The sequence below is a fragment of the Brevundimonas fontaquae genome (genome assembly GCF_017086445.1).
Classification (GTDB): domain Bacteria; phylum Pseudomonadota; class Alphaproteobacteria; order Caulobacterales; family Caulobacteraceae; genus Brevundimonas; species Brevundimonas fontaquae.
This window is the reverse complement of the sequence record NZ_CP070968.1, coordinates 2,484,426-2,503,055: the sequence shown is the minus strand read 5'-3', so window position 1 is coordinate 2,503,055 and position 18,630 is coordinate 2,484,426. Positions and strand designations below refer to the sequence as shown.

The following is an 18,630-nucleotide window of genomic DNA, read 5'->3' as shown; positions in this document are numbered from 1 at the left end:
GGTCTGTCTCCTCGCGAGGAAAAAACCGTCAGCCGCCCAGCAGTTCCCGTCCGATCAGGAAGCGGCGGATCTCGTTGGTGCCGGCGCCGATGTCATAGAGTTTGGCGTCGCGGACCAGCCGTTCGACCGGCCATTCCTTTGTGTAGCCGGCGCCGCCCAGGGCCTGAACAGCCTCCATCGTCACCTTCACCGCATTCTCGGACGCCAGCAGGATTGCGCCCGCCGCGTCGTAGCGGGTGGTCAGGCCGGCGTCGCAGGCACGGGCGACAGAATAGACATAGGCGCGGGCGCTGTTCAGGGCGACGTACATGTCGGCGATCTTGCCCTGCATCAGCTGGAACGAGCCGATCGGCTTGCCGAACTGCTTGCGGTCGCGGACGTAGGGCAGGACCGTATCCAGCGCGGCCTGCATGATGCCGAGAGGACCGGCGGCCAGAACGGCGCGCTCATAGTCCAGGCCGCTCATCAGCACGCCGGCGCCGCCGCCAAGCGGACCCATGATGTTGTCTTCCGGCACTTCGCAGTCCTCGAACACCAGTTCGGCGGTGTCCGAGCCGCGCATGCCCATCTTGTCCAGCTTCTTGGAGACGCTGAAACCCTTCATGCCCTTTTCGATCAGGAAGGCGGTACAACCCTTTGATCCCGCATCCGGATCGGTCTTGGCGTAGACGACAAGGGTGTCGGCGTGGGGCGCGTTGGTGATCCAGAACTTGGTGCCATTCAGGATGTAGCGATCGCCCTTCTTTTCAGCGCGGGTGCGCATCGACATGACGTCGGAACCTGATCCGGCCTCGGACATGGCCAGCGAGCCGACATGTTCGCCGCTGATCAGCTTGGGCAGATATTTCTGCTTCTGCTCGGCCGTGCCCCAGCGCCGGATCTGATTGACGCACAGGTTGGAGTGGGCGCCGTAGCTCAGGCCGATCGAGGCCGAGGCGCGCGACACTTCCTCCATCGCCACGACATGTTCGAGATAGCCCAGGCCAAGGCCGCCGAACTCTTCCTCGACGGTGATTCCGTGCAGGCCCAGTTCGCCCATCTCGGGCCAGAGCTCGCGTTTGAATTCGTTCTTTTCGTCGATCTCGGCGGCCAGCGGGGCCAGGCGATCGGCGGCCCAGCGGGCGGTGGTGTCGCGGATGGCGTCGGCGTTTTCGCCAAGGCCGAATTCCATGGATTGGGGCGCGAAGGGAATGCTCATGCGCTAGGGCGTAGCATCGCGCACGGCCTTTCGCCAAGCGCTGTCAGACGCGGTCAGCCCGTCCCCAGCGCCGATAGCAGTTGTAGCCCGACACCCCCAGGCAGGCGGCGGCGACCAGGATCAGGACCCAGGCGACCGTGGCGGTGTCGCTGCTGTTCGATATCGACGCGCGGCGAAAGGCGGCCATGGCGACGCCGAGGCACAGGGCGCCTAGGCCGCCCATGATGACGAAGGTCAAGGTTTCCCCCAGGCCCGAACGCCGCTTGGCCCGAGCGCGGGCCACTACCTCACGCGTGGTCAGCACGTTTTCGCTGGCTGCCGCATCACCCTCGATGGCCGGTGCGGCGGCGCTGTCGCCGGACGCGGCTTCGGCCAGTCCCGGCGCGGTCAGCACCACGCTGGTCTTCTGCGCACCCGCGAAGCCCGACGGCGTCTCAGGCTGCTTGGCCTCAACCGGGGCATGGATGTCGTTGGCGGCGATGATCGGCGCAGCGACAGACACGGTCTCCGATTGCCCGGTCAACGGCAAGACGTCCGGGAGCGGGCCGACAGCCGTCGCGGCATAGACGGCGTGGGGCTGAGGCGCAGTGGTCGCTTGAGCCAGCGCTACGTCGTCCTGGGCCGGGAAGGGAGCGACGGCCTCATCCAGGGCGCCGTCGACAGCGGGGAGGGTCGGTTCATCCGTCTCGAAAGGAGACGGCAGGGGCGCGGCCAAAAGGTCCGCCAGGGTGACCGGTGCGCCGGGCGCGGCGTTGAACAGCGCGTGTTCAGCCGAGCGACGGCGGGTCGGGGTCTCGGCTGCGGCTTCATCGGCCCAGGCGCTCAAAGACGCGGACGCCTGACGGACGGACCCCGCATTCAACTGTTCGACCACGTCGGAGGCGGCGAACCTGTCTGCGCCGATGGAAAAGGCGAAGCTGGCCAGGGCGTCGAACTGGTGCTGGTTGAGGGGAACGCGGACATGATCGGTCACGGCCTTCACGGCCGGGATCAGGTCGTACTGCATCAGCAGTTCGGCCTCGGCCTCTGACACTCTCGCGCCCTCACGGGCCGACTGGGTATGGCCGTAGCCGATGACCCAGCGACCGTCGCTGCGCTGCATGGCTCGAGGCCGGAAGCCTTCGAAACTCTTGATCAGCAGGACGCCCTCGCGGGACACCTTGGTCGGTTTTGGGAGGACGTCAGACACAGTTGACCCAATTGGAAACAGGCGCGCGGCGCTCGAACCGCTCCCAGCAAGGGCCGCGCCGGATCGTCCGCGTCGTGTCTAGAGCAGCACCAGTGTGGCCAGACCAAGGAAGATCAGGAAGCCGAAGAAGTCGGTGGTCGCCGTGACGAACACGGCCGATGATACAGCCGGGTCGAACTTCAGCTTGGACAGGGTCAGCGGCGTCAGGACCCCGATCGATGCGGCGACCAGCAGGTTCAGGATCATGGCCGCGCCGATCACCAGGCCGATCTTCCAGTCTTCGTCTCTGAACCAGAAGCCGGCCGCGATGCCGATCAGGGGGGCCAGGATCAGGCCGTTGGCCAGGCCGACCATCATCTCGCGCCAGAAGGTGCGCGGGGCATTCGAACTGTTCAGCTCGCGTGTCGCCAGGGCGCGTACGGTGACGGTCAGGGCCTGGGTGCCGGCGTTGCCGCCGATGGCCGAGACGATCGGCATCAGGACGGCGAGGGCGACGATCTGCTGGATGGTGGCCTCGAACAGACCGATGACGCTGGCGCCCAGCGCCGCCGTCGCCAGATTGATCGCCAGCCAGGGCACGCGACCGCGCACGATCTCGGGCACGGACGAACCGCGGTCCTCGTCGGCGACACCGGCCAGACGCAGGATGTCCTCGCGGTTTTCTTCCTGAATGATGTTGACGATGTCATCGACGGTGATCTGACCCACCAGCCGACCGGCCGCATCCACGACGGGCGCCGAGATCAGGTGGTATTTCTCGAAGATGTAGGCGACTTCTTCCTGATCCTGGTCGACCGCGATCTCGTTGATCGGCTCCATCAGATCGGTCAGGGCGACGGTGCGCGCGGCCCGCAGAAGGCCGCTGATCGGCACGCCGCCGACCGGACGGTTCAGCGGATCGACCACATAGATGTCGAAGAACAGCTCGGGCAGGTCGTCGCCCTGTTTGCGGATGTGGTCGATGGTGTCGCCCACGCTCCAGAACTGGGGCGCGGCCATCACCTCGCGCTGCATCAGGCGGCCGGCGGACTCTTCCGCATAGCCCAGGCTGCTTTCGATGGCGGCGCGATCGACCTCGGGCATGGCGGCCAGAACGCGTTCGCGCTGGTCGTCCTCTAGGTCTTCGACGACGGCTGCGGCGTCGTCGGAATCCAGTTCCTGCAGCGCCTCCGCCAGGGTGCCGTGCGGGACCCGCTCCAGCACCTCTTCGCGGATATTGTCGTCGAGCTCGGGCAGAGTCTCGGCCAGAAGCTCGGGCGGCAACCACAGCACGACGACCGCGCGGTGTTCCGCCGTCAGAAAGCCCATCAGGTCAGCGACGTCGGCCGGGTGCAGGTCTTCCAGCAGCGAGCGCAGCCGCATCCCGTCGCCGTCGTCGGCGGCGTCCACGACTTTCTCGACGAATTGAGGGGTGAGGACATAGTCCTCGTCCAGGGCGGCGTGGTCTTCGTTATCGAGCGTCTCGTCTGGAGCAAAGGCGGTGTCCGTGGTGCTCACGTGGTCGCCTCCCTTGGTAGAATGTCCAGCCGTACTTAGCCGATGAATCGCCCTGTTTAGCCAGATGGTGCGGTCGAGAAGACTCGAACTTCCACGGGTTGCCCCACAGCGACCTCAACGCTGCGCGTCTACCAATTCCGCCACGACCGCTCGCATCGGAGCGGCGGCGAATAGACGAAGCCGTTGGAAAAGGAAAGGGCGAAATGAACGACGCAAAGACGTCGCGGATCAAAGCCTCAGGCCGACCCGGCCATGAAGTCGTACACGTCCGCCTGGCGGGTGACGGTGATGGCGATGCGGTCGTCTCGGATCTCGATTTCGCCGCGCGCGACCGGATAGTTGTTGGCCAGGATCCAGACCTCGTCGCCCTCTGCAGCGTCCAGGGGAATCACTGCGCCGCGACCCATGCGCAGCAGTTGCGACATCGGCAGCACCGAGCGACCCAGCACGACTGAGATTTCGACATCGACGGCGTTGATCTGGGTCACGTAAAGCTCTCTTCACTGGAGGGCCGTCTCTTGCAGAAACGCCCTGGCGACCACATTGAAGCGTCATGCTTGCTGAGCCGTTAAGCCCGTCCCTTCAGAAACTGCGTCTCGACGATGGCCGACCGGTCGAATGGGCCGTGTCGAAAGGCTACGTAGACTATGCGGCCGCGGAGGCTCTCATGGAGGCGCGCGTCGCCGCCATTGCGGCCGGCGAGGCGAATGAGATGGTCTGGTTGCTGGAACATCCGCCGCTCTACACAGCCGGCGTCTCGGCCAAGGACGACGACCTTCTGGATGCCGGCCGGTTTCCGGTGCATCGCACGGGGCGAGGTGGACAGTTCACCTATCACGGGCCGGGACAGCGCGTAGCCTATGTGATGCTGGACCTGAATCGGCGCGGCAAGGACGTGCGGTGTTTCGTGCGCGGGCTTGAGCTGTGGCTGATCGGCGCCCTGGAGACGTTCGGCGTGACGGCCGACATCCGGCCGGGTCGCGTGGGCGTGTGGGTCGAGCGCAAGGGGGCGGGCTGGTCGCGCGAGGACAAGATCGCCGCCATCGGCGTCAAGGTGCGCAAATGGGTCAGCTTCCATGGCATCAGTCTGAACGTGGAGCCGGATCTGGATCATTTCGGCGGCATCGTCCCCTGCGGCATCCAGGAACACGGCGTCACCAGCCTGGTCGATCTCGGCGTTCTGGCGACGATGGACGAGGCGGACGAGGCCTTGAGGCGCAGCTTCGATCGGATCTTCGGCGTAGCGGTCGAGGCGCCGGCGCCGCTTTGACGCGCGCCGCATCGCCGCAGCCCATGTGACAATCGGGCGAAATCCCGCGCGGCGGGGTTGGCAAGCGCCGGACGCATGGGGTTTAACCTTTCCCACGAGCTTGAAATCAAAGGCCGCAGGAAACCCCATGAACCGAATGATCGCCGCCGCATCGGCCGCCGTTCTGTCGCTGACCATCGCCGCTGGCGCCGCTGTCGCACAGGATTTTCGCGCTCTGGCGCAGCAAGACCTCCAAGCCGCGCATGACGCCCTGGCCGCCAACCACCCCGCCGCCGTGATTCCCGGCGCGCCCAGCGAAGCGTTTCGCAGTTGGATCGATGCCGGCCTGACCGATGCGCAAGGCAAGGTGGGACGCGTGAACAGCGGCGACAGCCACGCCTATCTGATGCGCTATTACGCCAACGGCTTCCGCGATTCGAACATCGCGATTCGCCCGACCTACGAAGGCCTCGGCCCCTTTTTCGCGACCAGTTGGCCGGGTGTGACCACGGCGTGGCGCAACGGCGAATATGTCGTCTCCTATGTGAAGCCCGGCGTTCGCAACGTGCCGCCGCTCGGCGCGACCCTGGTCAAGTGCGGCGACAAGACTGCCGCTCAGTTGGCTGAAGAGCGGCTGGACCGCTGGGAAGGCGACCTGACGACGGAAGCCGGACGTGTCCGCACCGCCCCCTATCTGCTGTGGAACCGCAATAACCCGTTCACCGGCGGCGTGCCTTCGTTGTGCACCTTCAAGGTCGGGCGTCGCGATCGTGACTTCCAGATGCAGCCCCAGCCGGCCGACGCCGCCAGCCTGGAAGCCGCCTATCGCGCCACCGTCTATACGCCGGGCGCCAATCCGTTGTCGGTCGAGACGGTCGACGGCCGTCCGTGGATCAACGTTCACACCCTGGCTGACGACGCCGGATGGGACGCCTTCTACGCCGCTGTCGAAGCCCAACTGCCCGCCATTCGCGGCGCGCGGGGTCTGGTCATCGATCTGCGCGGCGCAAACGGCGCTTCGCTGAATGCGACGGGCAAGGGCTATGGCCTGGCCAACCGCATCTGGACGCCGGAGTTCACCGTCAGCCGGCAGCCTGAAGCCGGCTCGATCACCTACCGCGCCACGCCCGCGAACCGTCAGTGGTTCGCTGACACCCTGGCCCGCATGCAGGCCGACCCGCGCTTCGTCGCCGAGTCCGGTCCGGTGATCGAACAGACCCAGGCCATCGTCGCCGCCTTCGATTCGGCCCTGGCCGCCAATCAGCCGACCTTCACCATGCCGGGCCGTCCTTCGGTGGCGGACACGGGCGCAGCAAACCCCGTGGCGGGGCCGGTCGTGGTCCTGGTCGACAGCGGCTGCACGAGCGGGTGCCTGGATACGCTGGATCTGCTGACGCGCCTGCCGAACGTGCGCCTGGCCGGATCGGTGACGGCTGAGGATTCGATCTTCATCGAGCCGACTGTGTTGCGCCTGCCGTCGAACTATGCCGAGCTGACCTATGGTCATAAGGCCTGGACCACGCGCCAACGCGGCAACGATGCGCCCTTCACCCCGGCGCAAGGCCTTGCCTATACCGGATCGGCGACGGACGAAGCGGCCGTGCGCGCCTGGGTCGGGACGCTGTTCCAATAAGTAAGGACCGGTCGGTCGAATGAACGAGGGGCGGGCAGGGGGTGGAACCCTTGGCCCGCCCTTCTTATTTGCAGTCCATGACCGATCTCGCCCAAACCTCCGAATCCCTCCGTTCGCCGTCGGGCTATGACCTGACCCCGCCGAACGCCGAAGAACGCGTCCGGCTCGAAGCCGATCTGAACCCAGAGGAAAAGCGCGTCCTGCTGTCTCATGGCACGGAGGCGCCCTTCTGCGGCACTCTGCTGGGCGAGAAGCGGGCGGGCGTCTTCTGCTGCCGCGAATGCGGCCTGCCGTTGTTCAAGAGCGGAACCAAGTTCGAAAGCGGCACCGGCTGGCCCAGCTTCACCCAACCGGTCGATGAAGCGCACGTCAACGCGATCCGAGACACCAGCTACGGCATGATCCGGATCGAGACCCAATGCGCCCGCTGCGGCAGCCACCAGGGTCACGTCTTCCCCGACGGCCCGCCACCGACCGGAAACCGCTATTGCATCAATTCGGTCGCCCTCAGTTTCGTAGCCGAGGGTGAGGCTCTGCCCGACCCCCTGAACCGTGGCGACGGCATCGCCTGACCTTGGCCTCAATCGCTGTGCTAGGATGATGTCGAACGGAGGTGGCCTATGCTGATCGCAAGTCTCTTGGCGGGTGTGGCTTTGGCGGCGTCGGACGGTGATCCGGATGGCGTGGTGACCACGGCGCCGACAAACGCGCCCACCCTGGCCCAGGCCCTGGCGGCGGCGCCTGAGGCGTCGTTGACTGCGCCGACGGCTCAGGACGCCGCCCCGCACGGCATGACCACCGAACAGCAGATCCAGAACTGGATCAGCGCACGCACGCCGGGCGCCAGCTTTGACGAAAGCGCAGAGCCGAGCGCTCCGGCCGAGCGCAAGATGCATGGCATGGTCGAGGCCGGGATCGGCACCGGGGGCTATCGCAGCTATGGCGCGGCCGTTTCCTTGCCCGTCGGCGAGAGCGGTCGCCTGGACCTCGCCTACCGCGAGGGCCGCAACGAGCCGTGGGGCTACGGCTACGGCGGCTATGGTCTGCGCGGGCCGGGCTTCTACTCGCCTTATGGCGGCAGCTGGCGCGGTCGAGGCTATGGGGCAGACCCCACGACCAAGTCGATGTCTATGGGGTTCAGCTGGAGCAAGGACGGCGATGCGGATGACCGCGATCCCTATCGTCGCGGCCTGTACGGCTACGACTGAAGGCTTTTCCGTCCGATCTGGAATTCAAAAAGGCCCGGCGAAAGCCGGGCCTTTTCAAGTCTCAGATGGTGCCGCCGGGGGGAATCGAACCCACGACCTCAGCCTTACCAAGGATGCGCTCTACCACTGAGCTACGGCGGCCCCGACTGAGGAAGCGGCCGTATAGCCAAACCCTTCCGGGGAGGGAAGCGGCTTTTTGACGATCTGAAAGAAAGTTTGGACATGGCCTGTGATCACGGCATCATCGCACCATGACTCGCACGCCCCATGACGCCGATACGCCCTCCGCCGCCGCGCAGGCGACGCCGATCGTCGAATCGGGGCCTGAATTCGAGAAAGCGCGCGCAAAGGCGGAAAAGGCCATGCGGCTTGCCTCCGCCCTTCGCGCCAACCTGCGACGCCGCAAGGCGCCCGCGCGGACGCCGGCCGCGCCACGCGACAGCAACTGAAAGTCATCGGCTCGCGATCACGCAGCCCTTTGGCAAGCGCCCGCCGGCTTGCTAGAGAACCATCCCCCCGAGGCGTTGGCATCGGGCGCGCTTAAGGACGTCATGGACAGCATCGCCATTCAGGGCGGCGCCCAGCTTTTCGGGGACATTCCCGTCAGCGGCGCCAAGAACTCCGCCATCAAGCTGATGGCCGCCTCGATCCTGACGGATCAGCCCTTGCTGCTGACCAATATGCCGCGTCTGGCCGACACCCGGTTCCTGGGTCAGTTGCTGCGCCAGTTCGGCATCGAAGTGACCGAGCGTGACGGGGCGGACGGGCAGGAGAGTCTGTTCCACGCCAAGGATCTGACCTCGACCTTCGCCCCCTATGATCTGGTGCGGCAGATGCGGGCCTCGTTCAATGTGCTGGGGCCTCTGCTGGCGCGTACCGGCGAGGCCAAGGTCTCGCTACCAGGCGGCTGCACCATCGGGGCGCGTCCGGTCGATCTGCACCTGCAGGCGCTGACGGCGCTGGGCGCCGAGATCGAGCTGGACGAAGGCTATGTCACCGCCCGCGCGCCCAAGGGCCTGAAGGGCGCCGAGATCGAGTTCCCCTTCGTTTCGGTCGGCGCCACCGAACATGCGCTTCTGGCCGCTGTGCTGGCTGAAGGCACGACCGTCCTGCGACGTGCGGCGCGCGAACCCGAGATCGGCGATCTGGCCCACTGTCTGACGGCCATGGGCGCCAGGATCGAGGGAATCGACACCGACGTCCTGACCATCACCGGCGTCTCGTCGCTGAACGGAACGACTTGGTCTGTGATTCCCGACCGAATCGAGATGGGCTCCTACGCCGTCGCCGCCGCCATGGCGGGCGGCGAGGTGCGTCTGACCAAGGCGCGGGCCGAACTGATCGGTTCGCTGACCGACAAGATGGTCGAGGCGGGCGTCGAGGTCTCGCCGACCGCCGACGGCGTGCTGATCAAGCGCGACCCGAAGCAGCGATTGAAGGCCGTGGACGTCGAGACGGCCATCTATCCCGGCTTCGCCACCGATCTCCAGGCCCAGTTCATGGCGCTGATGACGACGGCGGAGGGCGTCAGCACGGTTCGCGAGACGATCTTCGAGAACCGCTTCATGCATGTGCCGGAGTTAGCGCGACTGGGCGCCGACATTTCAGTCCATGCCGGAGAGGCGCACGTCAACGGCGTCGAAGTTCTGCACGGCGCCCAGGTGATGGCCACGGATCTTCGGGCCTCGATGTGCCTGGTCATCGCTGGTCTTGTCGCGGAGGGCGAAACGACGGTGGGACGCGTCTATCATCTGGATCGCGGTTTCGAGCGTTTGGAAGAAAAGCTCGGCGCGTGCGGAGCCGACATCCGCCGCATAAAGGGAACAGGTGATGAGCACTGAGATCGACGGCGTCATCCCTGAAGCCAAGGCGCCGGTCGAACCGCTGCGCCTGCTGGCCGAGGACGCCGACGATCTTCAGATCATCTCCGCCGCCCTTCAGGACGCGATTCTGCGGCCCGTCGACATCGTCTGGGAAAAGTCGGCGCGTACCCTGACCATCGCCTTTAGCCGCTTCTGCTGGGAGTGCGGCGGGACGCGCGTGATGTGCGCCATGCAGTTCGGCGACGTTCTGGCGGTCAAGAGCCGCCGCCTGTCGCGCAGCCCCGACGCCTCGCTCGAACTGCTCGCGCTCGACTTCATTCCGACCGAGGACCTGAGCGGACGCGTCATCCTGATGTTCGCCGGCGGCGGCGACTTGCGAATCGACGTCGAATGCCTGGACGCCGTCGTCACGGATATTTCCGACCGCTGGCCTGCACGGATCGCGCCGACCCACCTGGACACGCCCGAACTGGACGAAGGGACTGCGGCATGAGCGCCGATCACAAGCTGGCCTCGGTCGAACTGGACGCCGCAACCCTGCCGGCGGCGACGGCCGAGATCGAGCACGAGCGTCGCGTCGCCATCTTCGATCTGGTCGAGAAGAACAGCTTCGAGCCCGTCGGCGCCGAGGGCGGACCCTACAGGCTGAAGCTTTCGCTTCAGGACAATCGTCTGGTGTTCGACATCGACGGCGAGAACTTCACGCGCACCTACGCCATCAGCCTGACGCCGCTGAAGGGCGTGATCAAAGACTATCTGATGATCTGCGACAGCTACTATGAGGCTCTGCGCGGATCCTCGGCCAGCCAGATCGAATCGGTCGATATGGGCCGCCGCGGCCTTCACAACGAGGGCGCCGAACAGTTGAAGACGCGACTGGACGGCAAGATCGTGGTCGATCACGAGACGTCACGGCGCCTGTTCACATTGCTCTGCGCCCTCTACCGTCGCGGCTGACCTCGACTATCTCTGTGTTTTCGGGCATTAGGCCCGTCCATTCCGCCCCTCGCGCCCGCCCGGCGTGGGGTCGAACGCATATTCAACGGGCGTGAGAGGCCGCATGGCTAAGGAAGAACTGCTCGAGTTTCCCGGCACCGTCAGCGAACTGCTGCCGAACGCCACCTTCCGCGTGACGCTCGAGAACGACCACGAGATCATCGCCCACACGGCCGGCAAGATGCGCAAGAACCGCATCCGCGTCCTGGCCGGCGACAAGGTGCTGGTCGAAATGACTCCCTACGACCTGACCAAGGGTCGCATCACCTATCGCTTCAAGTAAGTGGCTGCGGGTCGCCCCGAACTGGTGCTGGCTTCGGCCAGCCCGCGCCGCATCGAATTGCTGGCGCAGGTCGGGATCACGCCCGACCACATCGATCCCGCCGACATCGACGAAACGCCTCTGAAGGGCGAGACGCCGCCGCGTCTGGCAGAGCGGCTAGCCACCTCGAAAGCCCGGGTCGTCGCAGAACGCCGTGCCGACGCGGTCGTCATCGCCGCCGATACGGTGGTCGCTGTCGGGCGTCGCTTTCTGGAGAAAGCGGCGGATGAGGCCGAGGCGACACGTTTTCTGAAACTGCTGTCCGGCCGCAATCACCGCGTCTTCACCGGCGTCGCCGTCTGGCGCGACGGAATAATATCGTCGCGCGTCAACGAAACCCGCGTGACTTTCAAACCCCTGTCCGATCACGAGATCGCCGCCTACGTCGCCACGGGCGACTGGCGTGGCAAGGCCGGCGGCTATGGCATCCAGGGCCCTGCGGCCGCCTTCATTCAGCGAATCGTCGGCAGCCATCCGTCTGTGATGGGCCTGCCCGTCTATGAAGCCGTCCAGCTTTTGCACGGCGTCGGCTGGCGTTCATGAGCGGCGCAGTCGAGGTCTTCCTCGACGAGACGCCAGGCGAGACGCGTGGCGCGATCATGCGCGACGGCCGCTACGCTCATCTTCTGATCCATCGCGAGGGTGAACCAGAGGAGACCCGACTTGGCGCCCGCTCTGCGGGGCGTGTCATCGAGGTGAACCCGGGCATACGCGGTGCCTTTGTCGATATCGCCGCGCCGGCCGCCGCCTTTTTGCCGTTCCCAAAAAACGACCGACTTACGCAAGGCCAACGGCTGGAAGTCGTCGTCACCGCCGAACCTCGAGCGGGAAAAGGGGCGGTGGTTCGCCGTCTGGGGGCGGGGGAGGGGGCGCCTCGCCTGATCCAGCCCGCACCCAGCATCGCCGAACAGTTGCGCGATCTCGCGCCCGGCGAGGAATCAGTCACCGGCATCGCCGCGATCGACGCCGTGATCGAGGCGGAGGAAGATGCCCTGGTTCGGTCGTGCGTTTTCGCCTCGCACGGAATCGATCTCGCCATCGAACGCACCCGCGCCTTGGTCGCTGTGGACATCGACTTCGCCTCTACGCCCGGTCGTGATCCGAAACAGGCAAGGGCGGCTGCGAATCGCGAGGGCTTGAAACAGGCGGCGCGGCTGATCGGCCTGCGGAACTGGGGCGGCCTGGTCGTCATCGACATGGTCGGGGATGGCACGGACGCTGAGGCGCAGTCCAAGGTCGTGCGGGCCGCGTTCGGCCACGAACCTCAGGCCGTCTTCGGACCCGTCAGTCGATTCGGCCTGTTGCAGATGTCGCTTCCCTGGCGCCGCACGCCGATCGAGGAGGTTCTGCTCGACGCCGGCGGACGCCCCTCGGTTCAGACGCGGGCTATATCTGTCGTCCGCGCTTTGCGACGGCACCTGCTGGCGGATACCTTGTCGCCACGCATCATCGCGCGCTGCGCACCGGACGAAGCCCTGATCGCTTATCCGCTGGCGGCTCGTCTGGGACCGCGAGCGGTGATCCAGGCCGATGCCGCGATCCCGCCAGGGCGGGGACGAATAGAAGAGGGGTGAGCCGTGGCTTCCTGTCCCATATGCCGTAAGGCCGACGCCGATCCCAAGTATAAGCCCTTCTGCTCACGTCGCTGTTCCGACGTCGATTTGCAGCGCTGGTTCACAGGCGGCTACGCCATTCCTGTCGCCCTGGACGAGGGCGCGGAAGATGATGACGAAAAGGACTGATTGGGCGCTGGACAGGCGGAAAAGCCTCCCCTATAGACCCGCCTCTCGCGACGCCGCGTCGGCGCCTGGATAGCTCAGCTGGTAGAGCAGCGGATTGAAAATCCGCGTGTCGGTGGTTCGAACCCGCCTCCAGGCACCATCTTTTCCTACTCCTTGAAATCGATTGTTTCGGGCGCATGATCATGCGCTGCCGCCTTTGCGCCGCCCACAGGTTTCGCTGGCTTGCAGCGATCAGCCCTACATTTGCAGTATCGGGAAATGATCGCGCTCAGGACGGCCGTTTTGAACAAACTTGCTTCATCTGACGCCATATCATCATCAAAATGTCGCGCAGCTGCACTTTAATGCGCCGGTTGGTGGAACTTTTCTCCATGTCTCTCGACGGGTTAAAAGCCCTTCTTGTCCCTTGACGCTCCGGTAAGGGTTCGTCAAAGGGTTGAGGCGCCTTCGCAAGAAGACGTTAATGCGGATCGCCGGGGACGTGTCCCCGAAGGTTCGACCAGCGGAGACGAGGCGGGCGACCGGTTCGATCTCCACCGAAGATTTCAGCGGGCTCTGATCCTCGAAAGGACGGGCGCGTTGAAGGAAACATTTCAGGTTGGGGGGCGGTCGCTGACTATGGCCGCACCTTTGGTTCCACGAGTCAGACCAAGCAGGAACTGGCGAATTATGCTGAACAGCAAAAAGACGAACATCCTTCTCGCCATGGCCGGCGCCGCCGCGCTGATGGCGAGCTCGCCGGTCCTGGCCCAGGCCCCGGCCGAGCCGACCCCCGCGACCTCGACTGCGGCCCCCGCAGCCGCCGCTCCGGCCGCTGGCGAAGCCGACCCGGCGACCGTCGCCGAAACCGCTGGCGGCGCGCACGGCGGCGGCATCACCCCGATCTCCATGTTCATGGAAGCCACGGTCGTCGTTAAGGTCGTCATGGCCGGCCTGCTGCTGGCCTCGATCCTGTCGTGGACCCTGCTGCTTATCAAGCTGTTCGAGTTCGGCGCTCTGAACCGCAAGACCGACAACTTCCTCGAAAACTTCCGCGGCGCCCGCACCATCGCTGACATGCGCGCCGTCGCCACTCAGGAAGAGTTCGACGGCAACCCGCTGGCCGATATGGCCGCCGCCGCCACCGAAGAAATCGAACTGTCGCGTCAATCGGGTCTGTCGGTCACCGGCGATCACCTGGACTCGGCCCTGGGTCGCGCACAAGCCGCCGTCGCCGCCGTGCAATCCGGTCTGGCCAAGCGTCTGTCGGGCGGTCAGCAATTCCTGGCTTCGGTCGGATCGATCGGTCCGTTCGTCGGTCTGTTCGGCACCGTTTACGGCATCATGAACTCCTTCATTGGTATCGCCGAATCCAACACGACCAACCTGGCCGTCGTTGCTCCGGGTATCGCTGAGGCTCTGCTGGCCACCGGTATCGGCCTGTTCGCCGCTATCCCGGCCGTTGTGTTCTATAACTACTTCAACACCCGCATCGCCGGTTACGGCACCCGCGCCGACGGCTTCGCCGCTGAGCTGCTGAACGGCATCTCGCGTCAGCTCGACAAGGGAGCGTAAGACGGATGGCCGCCAAGATTAAATCGGGCGGCGCTGGCAACGTGGTCGAGGCCAACAGCGATATCAACGTTACGCCTTTCGTTGATATCATGCTGGTCTTGCTCATCATCTTCATGGTGGCGGCTCCGCTAGCCTCCGTGTCGGTGCCCGTCGAGTTGCCAATCGCCGTCGCCAAGGCGGCCCCGAACCCGCCCAAGCCGGTCTATATTTCGATCCAGAACGACGGCGACGTCTATGTGGGCGACTTCAAGACCGACGTCGGATCCCTAGGCGCCGATCTGAAAGAACAGATCGGTTCCCGGAACCCGGCTGATGAGCGGATCTTCATTCGGGGCGACCAGAACACCCGTTACGGTGACTTCATGCAGGTTATGAATGCGCTCCAGGATAACGGCTTCTATAGTGTTGCGCTGGTCGGCGAAGACCAGGCGACGAGCTAGAGTGCGGAGATAGTATGACAGACGTCGAATATCATCGCAGTCGTTACGACGTACCCAAGTCCAAGGGCTTCATGGGGGTTTCTTACCCCGTGCTGATCGTGTGCTTGCTGGTCGTCAGCATCCTGTTTGCCTTGCTGATCTTCTTCCTGCAGCAGTCGAAATTTAAGCTGAAGGAGTTCAACTACGTCGACGAGTCCGTCGAGGTCGAGTTGGTCGAGCCGGTTCCGCCGCCTCCGCCGCCTCCGCCCCCGCCGCCTCCGCCGACGGATACGCCTCCGCCGCCGAAGCTTCAGGTGCGCGTGCCGGCTCCGGTCCCGAACATCGTCCCCCCTCCGCCGGTCAATATCACGCCGACGAAGAAGGAAGATCGGGTCGAATATACGGGTCCGCCCGTCAATATTCCTGGACCTCCGCCTCCGCCCGCTCCCCCGGCTCCGCCGCGCCCGTCGACGATCACGAACGTTCAGTGGTCGCGCCAACCGCGCCCGACGGCTGATGACTTCCCGGCGCGTGCGCTGGAACGTGAAATCAGCGGTTCGGCTACGGTCGAGTGCACGGCGCGCTCCAACGGATCTCCGGCGAACTGCCGGGTGGTTTCCGAAGAGCCTGCAGGAATGGGCTTCGGCCGCGCCGCCATTCGGGTGGTTCAGCGTGGACAACTGTCCCCGCGGACCGTCGATGGCGCCGCTCAAGACGCGACCTTCCGCGTCCGGGTGCCCTTCACCCTCGGGTGATCGTCACGGCAACAGACAAGGCGCCTCGGAGAGCAATCTCCGGGGCGTTTTTGTTTGCGGCATCGCCGGCAAAATCTCCTGACGAAATATGAGGAAGGCGCTTGATCGCCTGCCGCAGGCCCGGTAGAGAACGCGCCTCGCGATGCGCGGGCCGCCTTAGCTCAGTTGGTTAGAGCGCCGGTTTGTGGAACCGGAGGTCCTCAGTTCAAGCCTGAGAGGCGGTACCATCGCAAAGCACGGCCGGGCTTGCAGCCCGCCGTCGCCGCGACCATCTCCTGATCATCGGCCGTGTGGCCGATCCCCCACATCGACAGGAGAAGGCCCCATGAAGACGCGCAAGTTGGGTGCGAACGGCCCCGAGGTTTCGGCTATTGGCCTGGGCTGCATGGGTATGAGCGCCTTCTACGGCGGCTCCGACGAAGCTCAGTCCACCTCCGTCATCCATCGTGCGCTCGATCTGGGGATCACCCTGTTCGACACCGCCGAGATGTATGGCCCTCACGCAAACGAGGTGCTGGTCGGCAAAGCGCTGAAGGACCGGCGCGACCAGGCCTTCATCGCCACCAAGTTCGGCATCAACTATAACGCCGACCGCACCAACCTGATGACCGACGGCAGCCCGGCCAATGTCCGTCGCGCCATCGAGGGCAGCCTGCAACGCCTCGGCGTCGATCACATCGATCTCTATTATCTGCACCGCGTCGATCCGGACACGCCGATCGAGGAGACAGTCGGGGCGATGGCGGAACTGGTGAAGGAGGGCAAGGTCCGGTTCCTCGGCCTGTCCGAGGCCGCGCCTGAGACCTTGCGTAAGGCGCACGCGACCCATCCGATTACGGCCCTGCAGACGGAATATTCGCTGTGGAGCCGCGAGCCCGAAGACGAACTGTTCGCGGTCGTGCGCGAACTGGGCATCGGCTTCGTGCCCTACAGCCCGCTGGGCCGCGGCTTCCTGTCGGGCGACATCACCTCGACCGATGACCTGGACGCCGACGACTTCCGTCGCACCAATCCGCGCTTTATGGGCGAGAACTTCCAGAAGAATCTGGATCTGGTGGAGGCGGTGAAGGCCATTGCATCGGACAAGGGCATAACCGCCGCTCAACTGGCGCTCGCCTGGGTGCTGGCGCAAGGCGAGGATTTGGTCCCGATCCCCGGAACGCGTCGCATCGCGACCCTGGAGCAGAATGCGGCGACCGTGGACGTCGTTCTGACGCCTGAGGATCTCGCCCGGATTGAGGCCGTCTTCCCCAAGGGCGCGGCGACGGGGCATCGCTACGCCGAGGCAGCGCGGGCGGCGCTGAATCGCTGAGCTACGAGCCAAATAGAAAAGGCCCGGTCGGATCGCTCCGACCGGGCCTTTCGTGTGTGTGTGTCGCGCTGATCCTACTGGATGCGGGTCCAGGTCTGGGTCTTGCAAAGCGGAGCCACGATGCAGCCGCGCAGACGCAGGCTGTTGTCGTTTGTCATGGTGATGGTGCCGCGATAGGTGCCGCCGTCGGCCGGGTTGTAGACCGAGCCATTACGCCATTCCGTCGGACCGCCGGTGAAGCCGGTCAGCATGGGCAGATTGCGAAGGGTGCGGTTCCGCTGGGCGGCGTTGCGATTGTTGGCGTCCCGCGCATTGGCGTCGGCGCGAATGTGGTCCGAAGTCACCAGCGTACCGCACAGCGCCTGGCCGCAGCGCGCGATCCGCACCTGACCGCCATTGGTCGGCGTCTGCCACAGGCCGGTTGGATCACCCGCCAGGGCCGGAGAGGCGAGGGCCGTCGCCAGCGCGGCGGCGGCCAGCATGATCTTGGTCTTCATGGTCGTTCCCTTGTTCAGGCCGCCTGTGCGACCCTTTGATGCACAAGGTGATCCGGCTTTCGGCCGAAAACAAGGCCGAACTCATCCACGAAGACCAATGAAAACCAGACCTTAGGGAAGCTTTTGAAGCTTTGCGACGCATCCCTTGACCTTGGCTCGGTGCGGGCGTCTGATCGGAGCGAGAATGTCCTGGGAGACACCATGGCCGACCGGCCGGGACACAACCATGGAAGCCTGATCAAGCGGGCGCTTGAAAACGGCGCCGAGCCCGCGCGCTCGGCCCTGGCGGCGTCATGGCGCCGATCCCTGTCGCTGTATGGCTTGGATCCTGAGGACCAAGGCATGCCGCAAACCCTGACCGAGGGTCAGTTACGCGAGGCGCGCCAGGCGATGGAGCCGATGACGCGGGCCGCGCAAGGGGTTCTGGATCGGCTGTTTCTGGCCGTGGGTGATACCGGCTGCTGCATCCTGCTGACCAATGCCGACGGGGTGCCGCTGGAGCGCCGGGGGGCGGCGGCGGACGACGTCGCCTTTCGTCGATGGGGGCTGTGGCCGGGGGCCATATGGTCGGAGGCGGTGGAGGGCACCAACGGCATTGGGACCGCTCTGGCGGAGCACAGGCCCGTGACCATCCACCGTGACCAGCATTTCCATACGCGCAACACGGCCCTGAGCTGCACGAGCCATCCGATTCACGATCACCTGGGGCGGCTGGCGGGACTGCTGGACGTGTCGTCCTGCCGCGCGGATGCGACGGAGGGCGTGCTGGGACTGATCGCGGCGGCGGTCGCCGACGCCGCGCGCGCCATTGAGGCGCAGACTTTCCGCCAGGCCTTCCACCAGGCCCGGATCGTGCTGGCGGGCGATACCGGCGAGCGGAACACGGCGGCGCTGCTGGCTGTCGACCGGGACGATATGGTGATCGGCGCCACTCGCGCCGCACGTCTGGCCCTGTCGATCACCGATGAACGGATCGCGGCGCAGCTGGCGGCGTCCGAGGTGCTCGACACGGGGTCGGTCGAGGCCGAGCTTCTGGAGGCCGAGCGAGGCGCGGTGCGTCGGGCCCTGGCGCGCACCGGGGGCAATGTGTCCGCCGCAGCGAAAGCGCTTGGTGTCAGCCGGGCGACTCTGCATCGCAAATTGCATCGTCTGGGGCTGTCCCGGGAAACCCACTGAACCGAGTGTCGCAGCGATGCGACAGGTTTGCACTGCACCATGGCGTTGTCGTCTGGCGGA

General features: G+C 65.4%; 22 protein-coding genes and 4 tRNA genes. 19 read left to right on the top strand and 7 right to left on the bottom strand.

Annotated features, from left to right (window positions below; all coding sequences use genetic code 11):
- Window positions 1-28 precede the first annotated feature (28 nt).
- The 5 genes from JX001_RS12240 to JX001_RS12220 all read right to left on the bottom strand — a co-directional run bounded on the left by JX001_RS12240 (window position 29) and on the right by JX001_RS12220 (window position 4,372).
- The gene (locus JX001_RS12240) at window positions 29-1,198 is read right to left on the bottom strand and encodes an isovaleryl-CoA dehydrogenase (protein ID WP_205681217.1); all 1,170 of its coding nucleotides are present in this window, start codon (window positions 1,196-1,198) and stop codon (window positions 29-31) included.
- Between the two features lie 43 nt (window positions 1,199-1,241).
- Window positions 1,242-2,387: a glycoside hydrolase family protein gene (locus JX001_RS12235; protein WP_205681216.1), complete on the bottom strand. Its 1,146-nt coding sequence runs from the start codon at window positions 2,385-2,387 to the stop codon at window positions 1,242-1,244.
- Window positions 2,388-2,465: 78 nt separating this feature from the next.
- Window positions 2,466-3,884 (bottom strand): magnesium transporter, encoded by a 1,419-nt coding sequence (gene mgtE / locus JX001_RS12230; RefSeq protein ID WP_066551775.1) that lies wholly within the window; start codon window positions 3,882-3,884, stop codon window positions 2,466-2,468.
- Window positions 3,885-3,949: 65 nt separating this feature from the next.
- Window positions 3,950-4,034 (bottom strand) — tRNA-Leu (locus tag JX001_RS12225).
- Window positions 4,035-4,120: 86 nt separating this feature from the next.
- Window positions 4,121-4,372, bottom strand: coding sequence for a FliM/FliN family flagellar motor switch protein (locus JX001_RS12220; RefSeq protein WP_017505209.1), 252 nt, complete (start codon window positions 4,370-4,372; stop codon window positions 4,121-4,123).
- A gap of 65 nt (window positions 4,373-4,437) precedes the next feature.
- Between JX001_RS12220 and lipB the strand changes: the two genes are divergently transcribed.
- The 4 genes from lipB to JX001_RS12200 all read left to right on the top strand — a co-directional run bounded on the left by lipB (window position 4,438) and on the right by JX001_RS12200 (window position 7,974).
- Complete coding sequence (gene lipB, locus JX001_RS12215; protein WP_205681215.1) at window positions 4,438-5,154, top strand: lipoyl(octanoyl) transferase LipB; 717 nt, start codon at window positions 4,438-4,440, stop codon at window positions 5,152-5,154.
- 127 nt (window positions 5,155-5,281) lie between these two features.
- On the top strand, window positions 5,282-6,766 hold the full coding sequence (locus JX001_RS12210) for a hypothetical protein (protein ID WP_205681214.1): 1,485 nt from the start codon (window positions 5,282-5,284) through the stop codon (window positions 6,764-6,766).
- A gap of 77 nt (window positions 6,767-6,843) precedes the next feature.
- Entirely contained in the window at window positions 6,844-7,338 is a 495-nt protein-coding gene (gene msrB / locus JX001_RS12205; RefSeq protein ID WP_205681213.1) for a peptide-methionine (R)-S-oxide reductase MsrB, read from the top strand.
- Window positions 7,339-7,386: 48 nt separating this feature from the next.
- A complete protein-coding gene (locus JX001_RS12200; RefSeq protein ID WP_205681212.1) occupies window positions 7,387-7,974 on the top strand; it encodes a hypothetical protein in 588 nt (195 codons plus the stop codon).
- Window positions 7,975-8,040: 66 nt separating this feature from the next.
- Here the strand turns inward: JX001_RS12200 and JX001_RS12195 are convergent.
- Window positions 8,041-8,115 (bottom strand) — tRNA-Thr (locus tag JX001_RS12195).
- Window positions 8,116-8,225: 110 nt separating this feature from the next.
- Here JX001_RS12195 and JX001_RS12190 point away from each other — a divergent pair.
- The 14 genes from JX001_RS12190 (at window position 8,226) to JX001_RS12125 (ending at window position 16,897) form a co-directional block, all read left to right on the top strand.
- Window positions 8,226-8,423 carry a hypothetical protein gene (locus tag JX001_RS12190; protein ID WP_055754875.1) on the top strand — a complete coding sequence of 66 codons (198 nt, stop codon included), beginning with the start codon at window positions 8,226-8,228 and terminating at the stop codon, window positions 8,421-8,423.
- A 102-nt stretch (window positions 8,424-8,525) separates the two neighbouring features.
- Complete coding sequence (murA, locus tag JX001_RS12185) at window positions 8,526-9,815, top strand: UDP-N-acetylglucosamine 1-carboxyvinyltransferase (protein ID WP_205681211.1); 1,290 nt, start codon at window positions 8,526-8,528, stop codon at window positions 9,813-9,815.
- On the top strand, window positions 9,805-10,290 hold the full coding sequence (locus JX001_RS12180) for a DUF2948 family protein (protein WP_205681210.1): 486 nt from the start codon (window positions 9,805-9,807) through the stop codon (window positions 10,288-10,290). Before murA ends, JX001_RS12180 begins: the two co-directional genes overlap by 11 nt.
- Window positions 10,287-10,754 carry a UPF0262 family protein gene (locus JX001_RS12175; protein WP_017505201.1) on the top strand — a complete coding sequence of 156 codons (468 nt, stop codon included), beginning with the start codon at window positions 10,287-10,289 and terminating at the stop codon, window positions 10,752-10,754. The genes JX001_RS12180 and JX001_RS12175 overlap by 4 nt, the downstream gene beginning before the upstream one ends.
- A gap of 103 nt (window positions 10,755-10,857) precedes the next feature.
- Entirely contained in the window at window positions 10,858-11,076 is a 219-nt protein-coding gene (gene infA, locus JX001_RS12170) for a translation initiation factor IF-1 (RefSeq protein WP_008261544.1), read from the top strand.
- A complete protein-coding gene (locus tag JX001_RS12165) occupies window positions 11,077-11,658 on the top strand; it encodes a Maf family protein (RefSeq protein ID WP_205681209.1) in 582 nt (193 codons plus the stop codon). It abuts the gene before it with no gap.
- Window positions 11,655-12,689: a ribonuclease E/G gene (locus JX001_RS12160; RefSeq protein WP_205681208.1), complete on the top strand. Its 1,035-nt coding sequence runs from the start codon at window positions 11,655-11,657 to the stop codon at window positions 12,687-12,689. Before JX001_RS12165 ends, JX001_RS12160 begins: the two co-directional genes overlap by 4 nt.
- Window positions 12,690-12,692: 3 nt before the next feature.
- The gene (locus tag JX001_RS12155; RefSeq protein WP_082854100.1) at window positions 12,693-12,857 is read left to right on the top strand and encodes a DNA gyrase inhibitor YacG; all 165 of its coding nucleotides are present in this window, start codon (window positions 12,693-12,695) and stop codon (window positions 12,855-12,857) included.
- Between the two features lie 63 nt (window positions 12,858-12,920).
- Window positions 12,921-12,996, top strand: a tRNA-Phe gene (locus tag JX001_RS12150).
- A gap of 530 nt (window positions 12,997-13,526) precedes the next feature.
- A complete protein-coding gene (locus tag JX001_RS12145; protein WP_205681207.1) occupies window positions 13,527-14,411 on the top strand; it encodes a MotA/TolQ/ExbB proton channel family protein in 885 nt (294 codons plus the stop codon).
- Window positions 14,412-14,416: 5 nt separating this feature from the next.
- Window positions 14,417-14,851, top strand: coding sequence for a biopolymer transporter ExbD (locus JX001_RS12140; RefSeq protein WP_205681206.1), 435 nt, complete (start codon window positions 14,417-14,419; stop codon window positions 14,849-14,851).
- 14 nt (window positions 14,852-14,865) lie between these two features.
- The gene (locus JX001_RS16430) at window positions 14,866-15,585 is read left to right on the top strand and encodes an energy transducer TonB (RefSeq protein ID WP_205681205.1); all 720 of its coding nucleotides are present in this window, start codon (window positions 14,866-14,868) and stop codon (window positions 15,583-15,585) included.
- Between the two features lie 150 nt (window positions 15,586-15,735).
- Window positions 15,736-15,812: transfer RNA gene (locus JX001_RS12130), tRNA-His, on the top strand.
- 98 nt (window positions 15,813-15,910) lie between these two features.
- Window positions 15,911-16,897 carry an aldo/keto reductase gene (locus tag JX001_RS12125; RefSeq protein WP_205681204.1) on the top strand — a complete coding sequence of 329 codons (987 nt, stop codon included), beginning with the start codon at window positions 15,911-15,913 and terminating at the stop codon, window positions 16,895-16,897.
- 74 nt (window positions 16,898-16,971) lie between these two features.
- Here the strand turns inward: JX001_RS12125 and JX001_RS12120 are convergent, their stop codons facing one another.
- Complete coding sequence (locus tag JX001_RS12120) at window positions 16,972-17,394, bottom strand: DUF2147 domain-containing protein (protein ID WP_205681203.1); 423 nt, start codon at window positions 17,392-17,394, stop codon at window positions 16,972-16,974.
- Between the two features lie 201 nt (window positions 17,395-17,595).
- Here JX001_RS12120 and JX001_RS12115 point away from each other — a divergent pair, with 201 nt between their 5' ends.
- Window positions 17,596-18,570, top strand: a complete 975-nt coding sequence (locus JX001_RS12115) for a GAF domain-containing protein (protein ID WP_205681202.1) — start codon at window positions 17,596-17,598, stop codon at window positions 18,568-18,570.
- The last annotated feature ends 60 nt before the right edge of the window (window positions 18,571-18,630 follow it).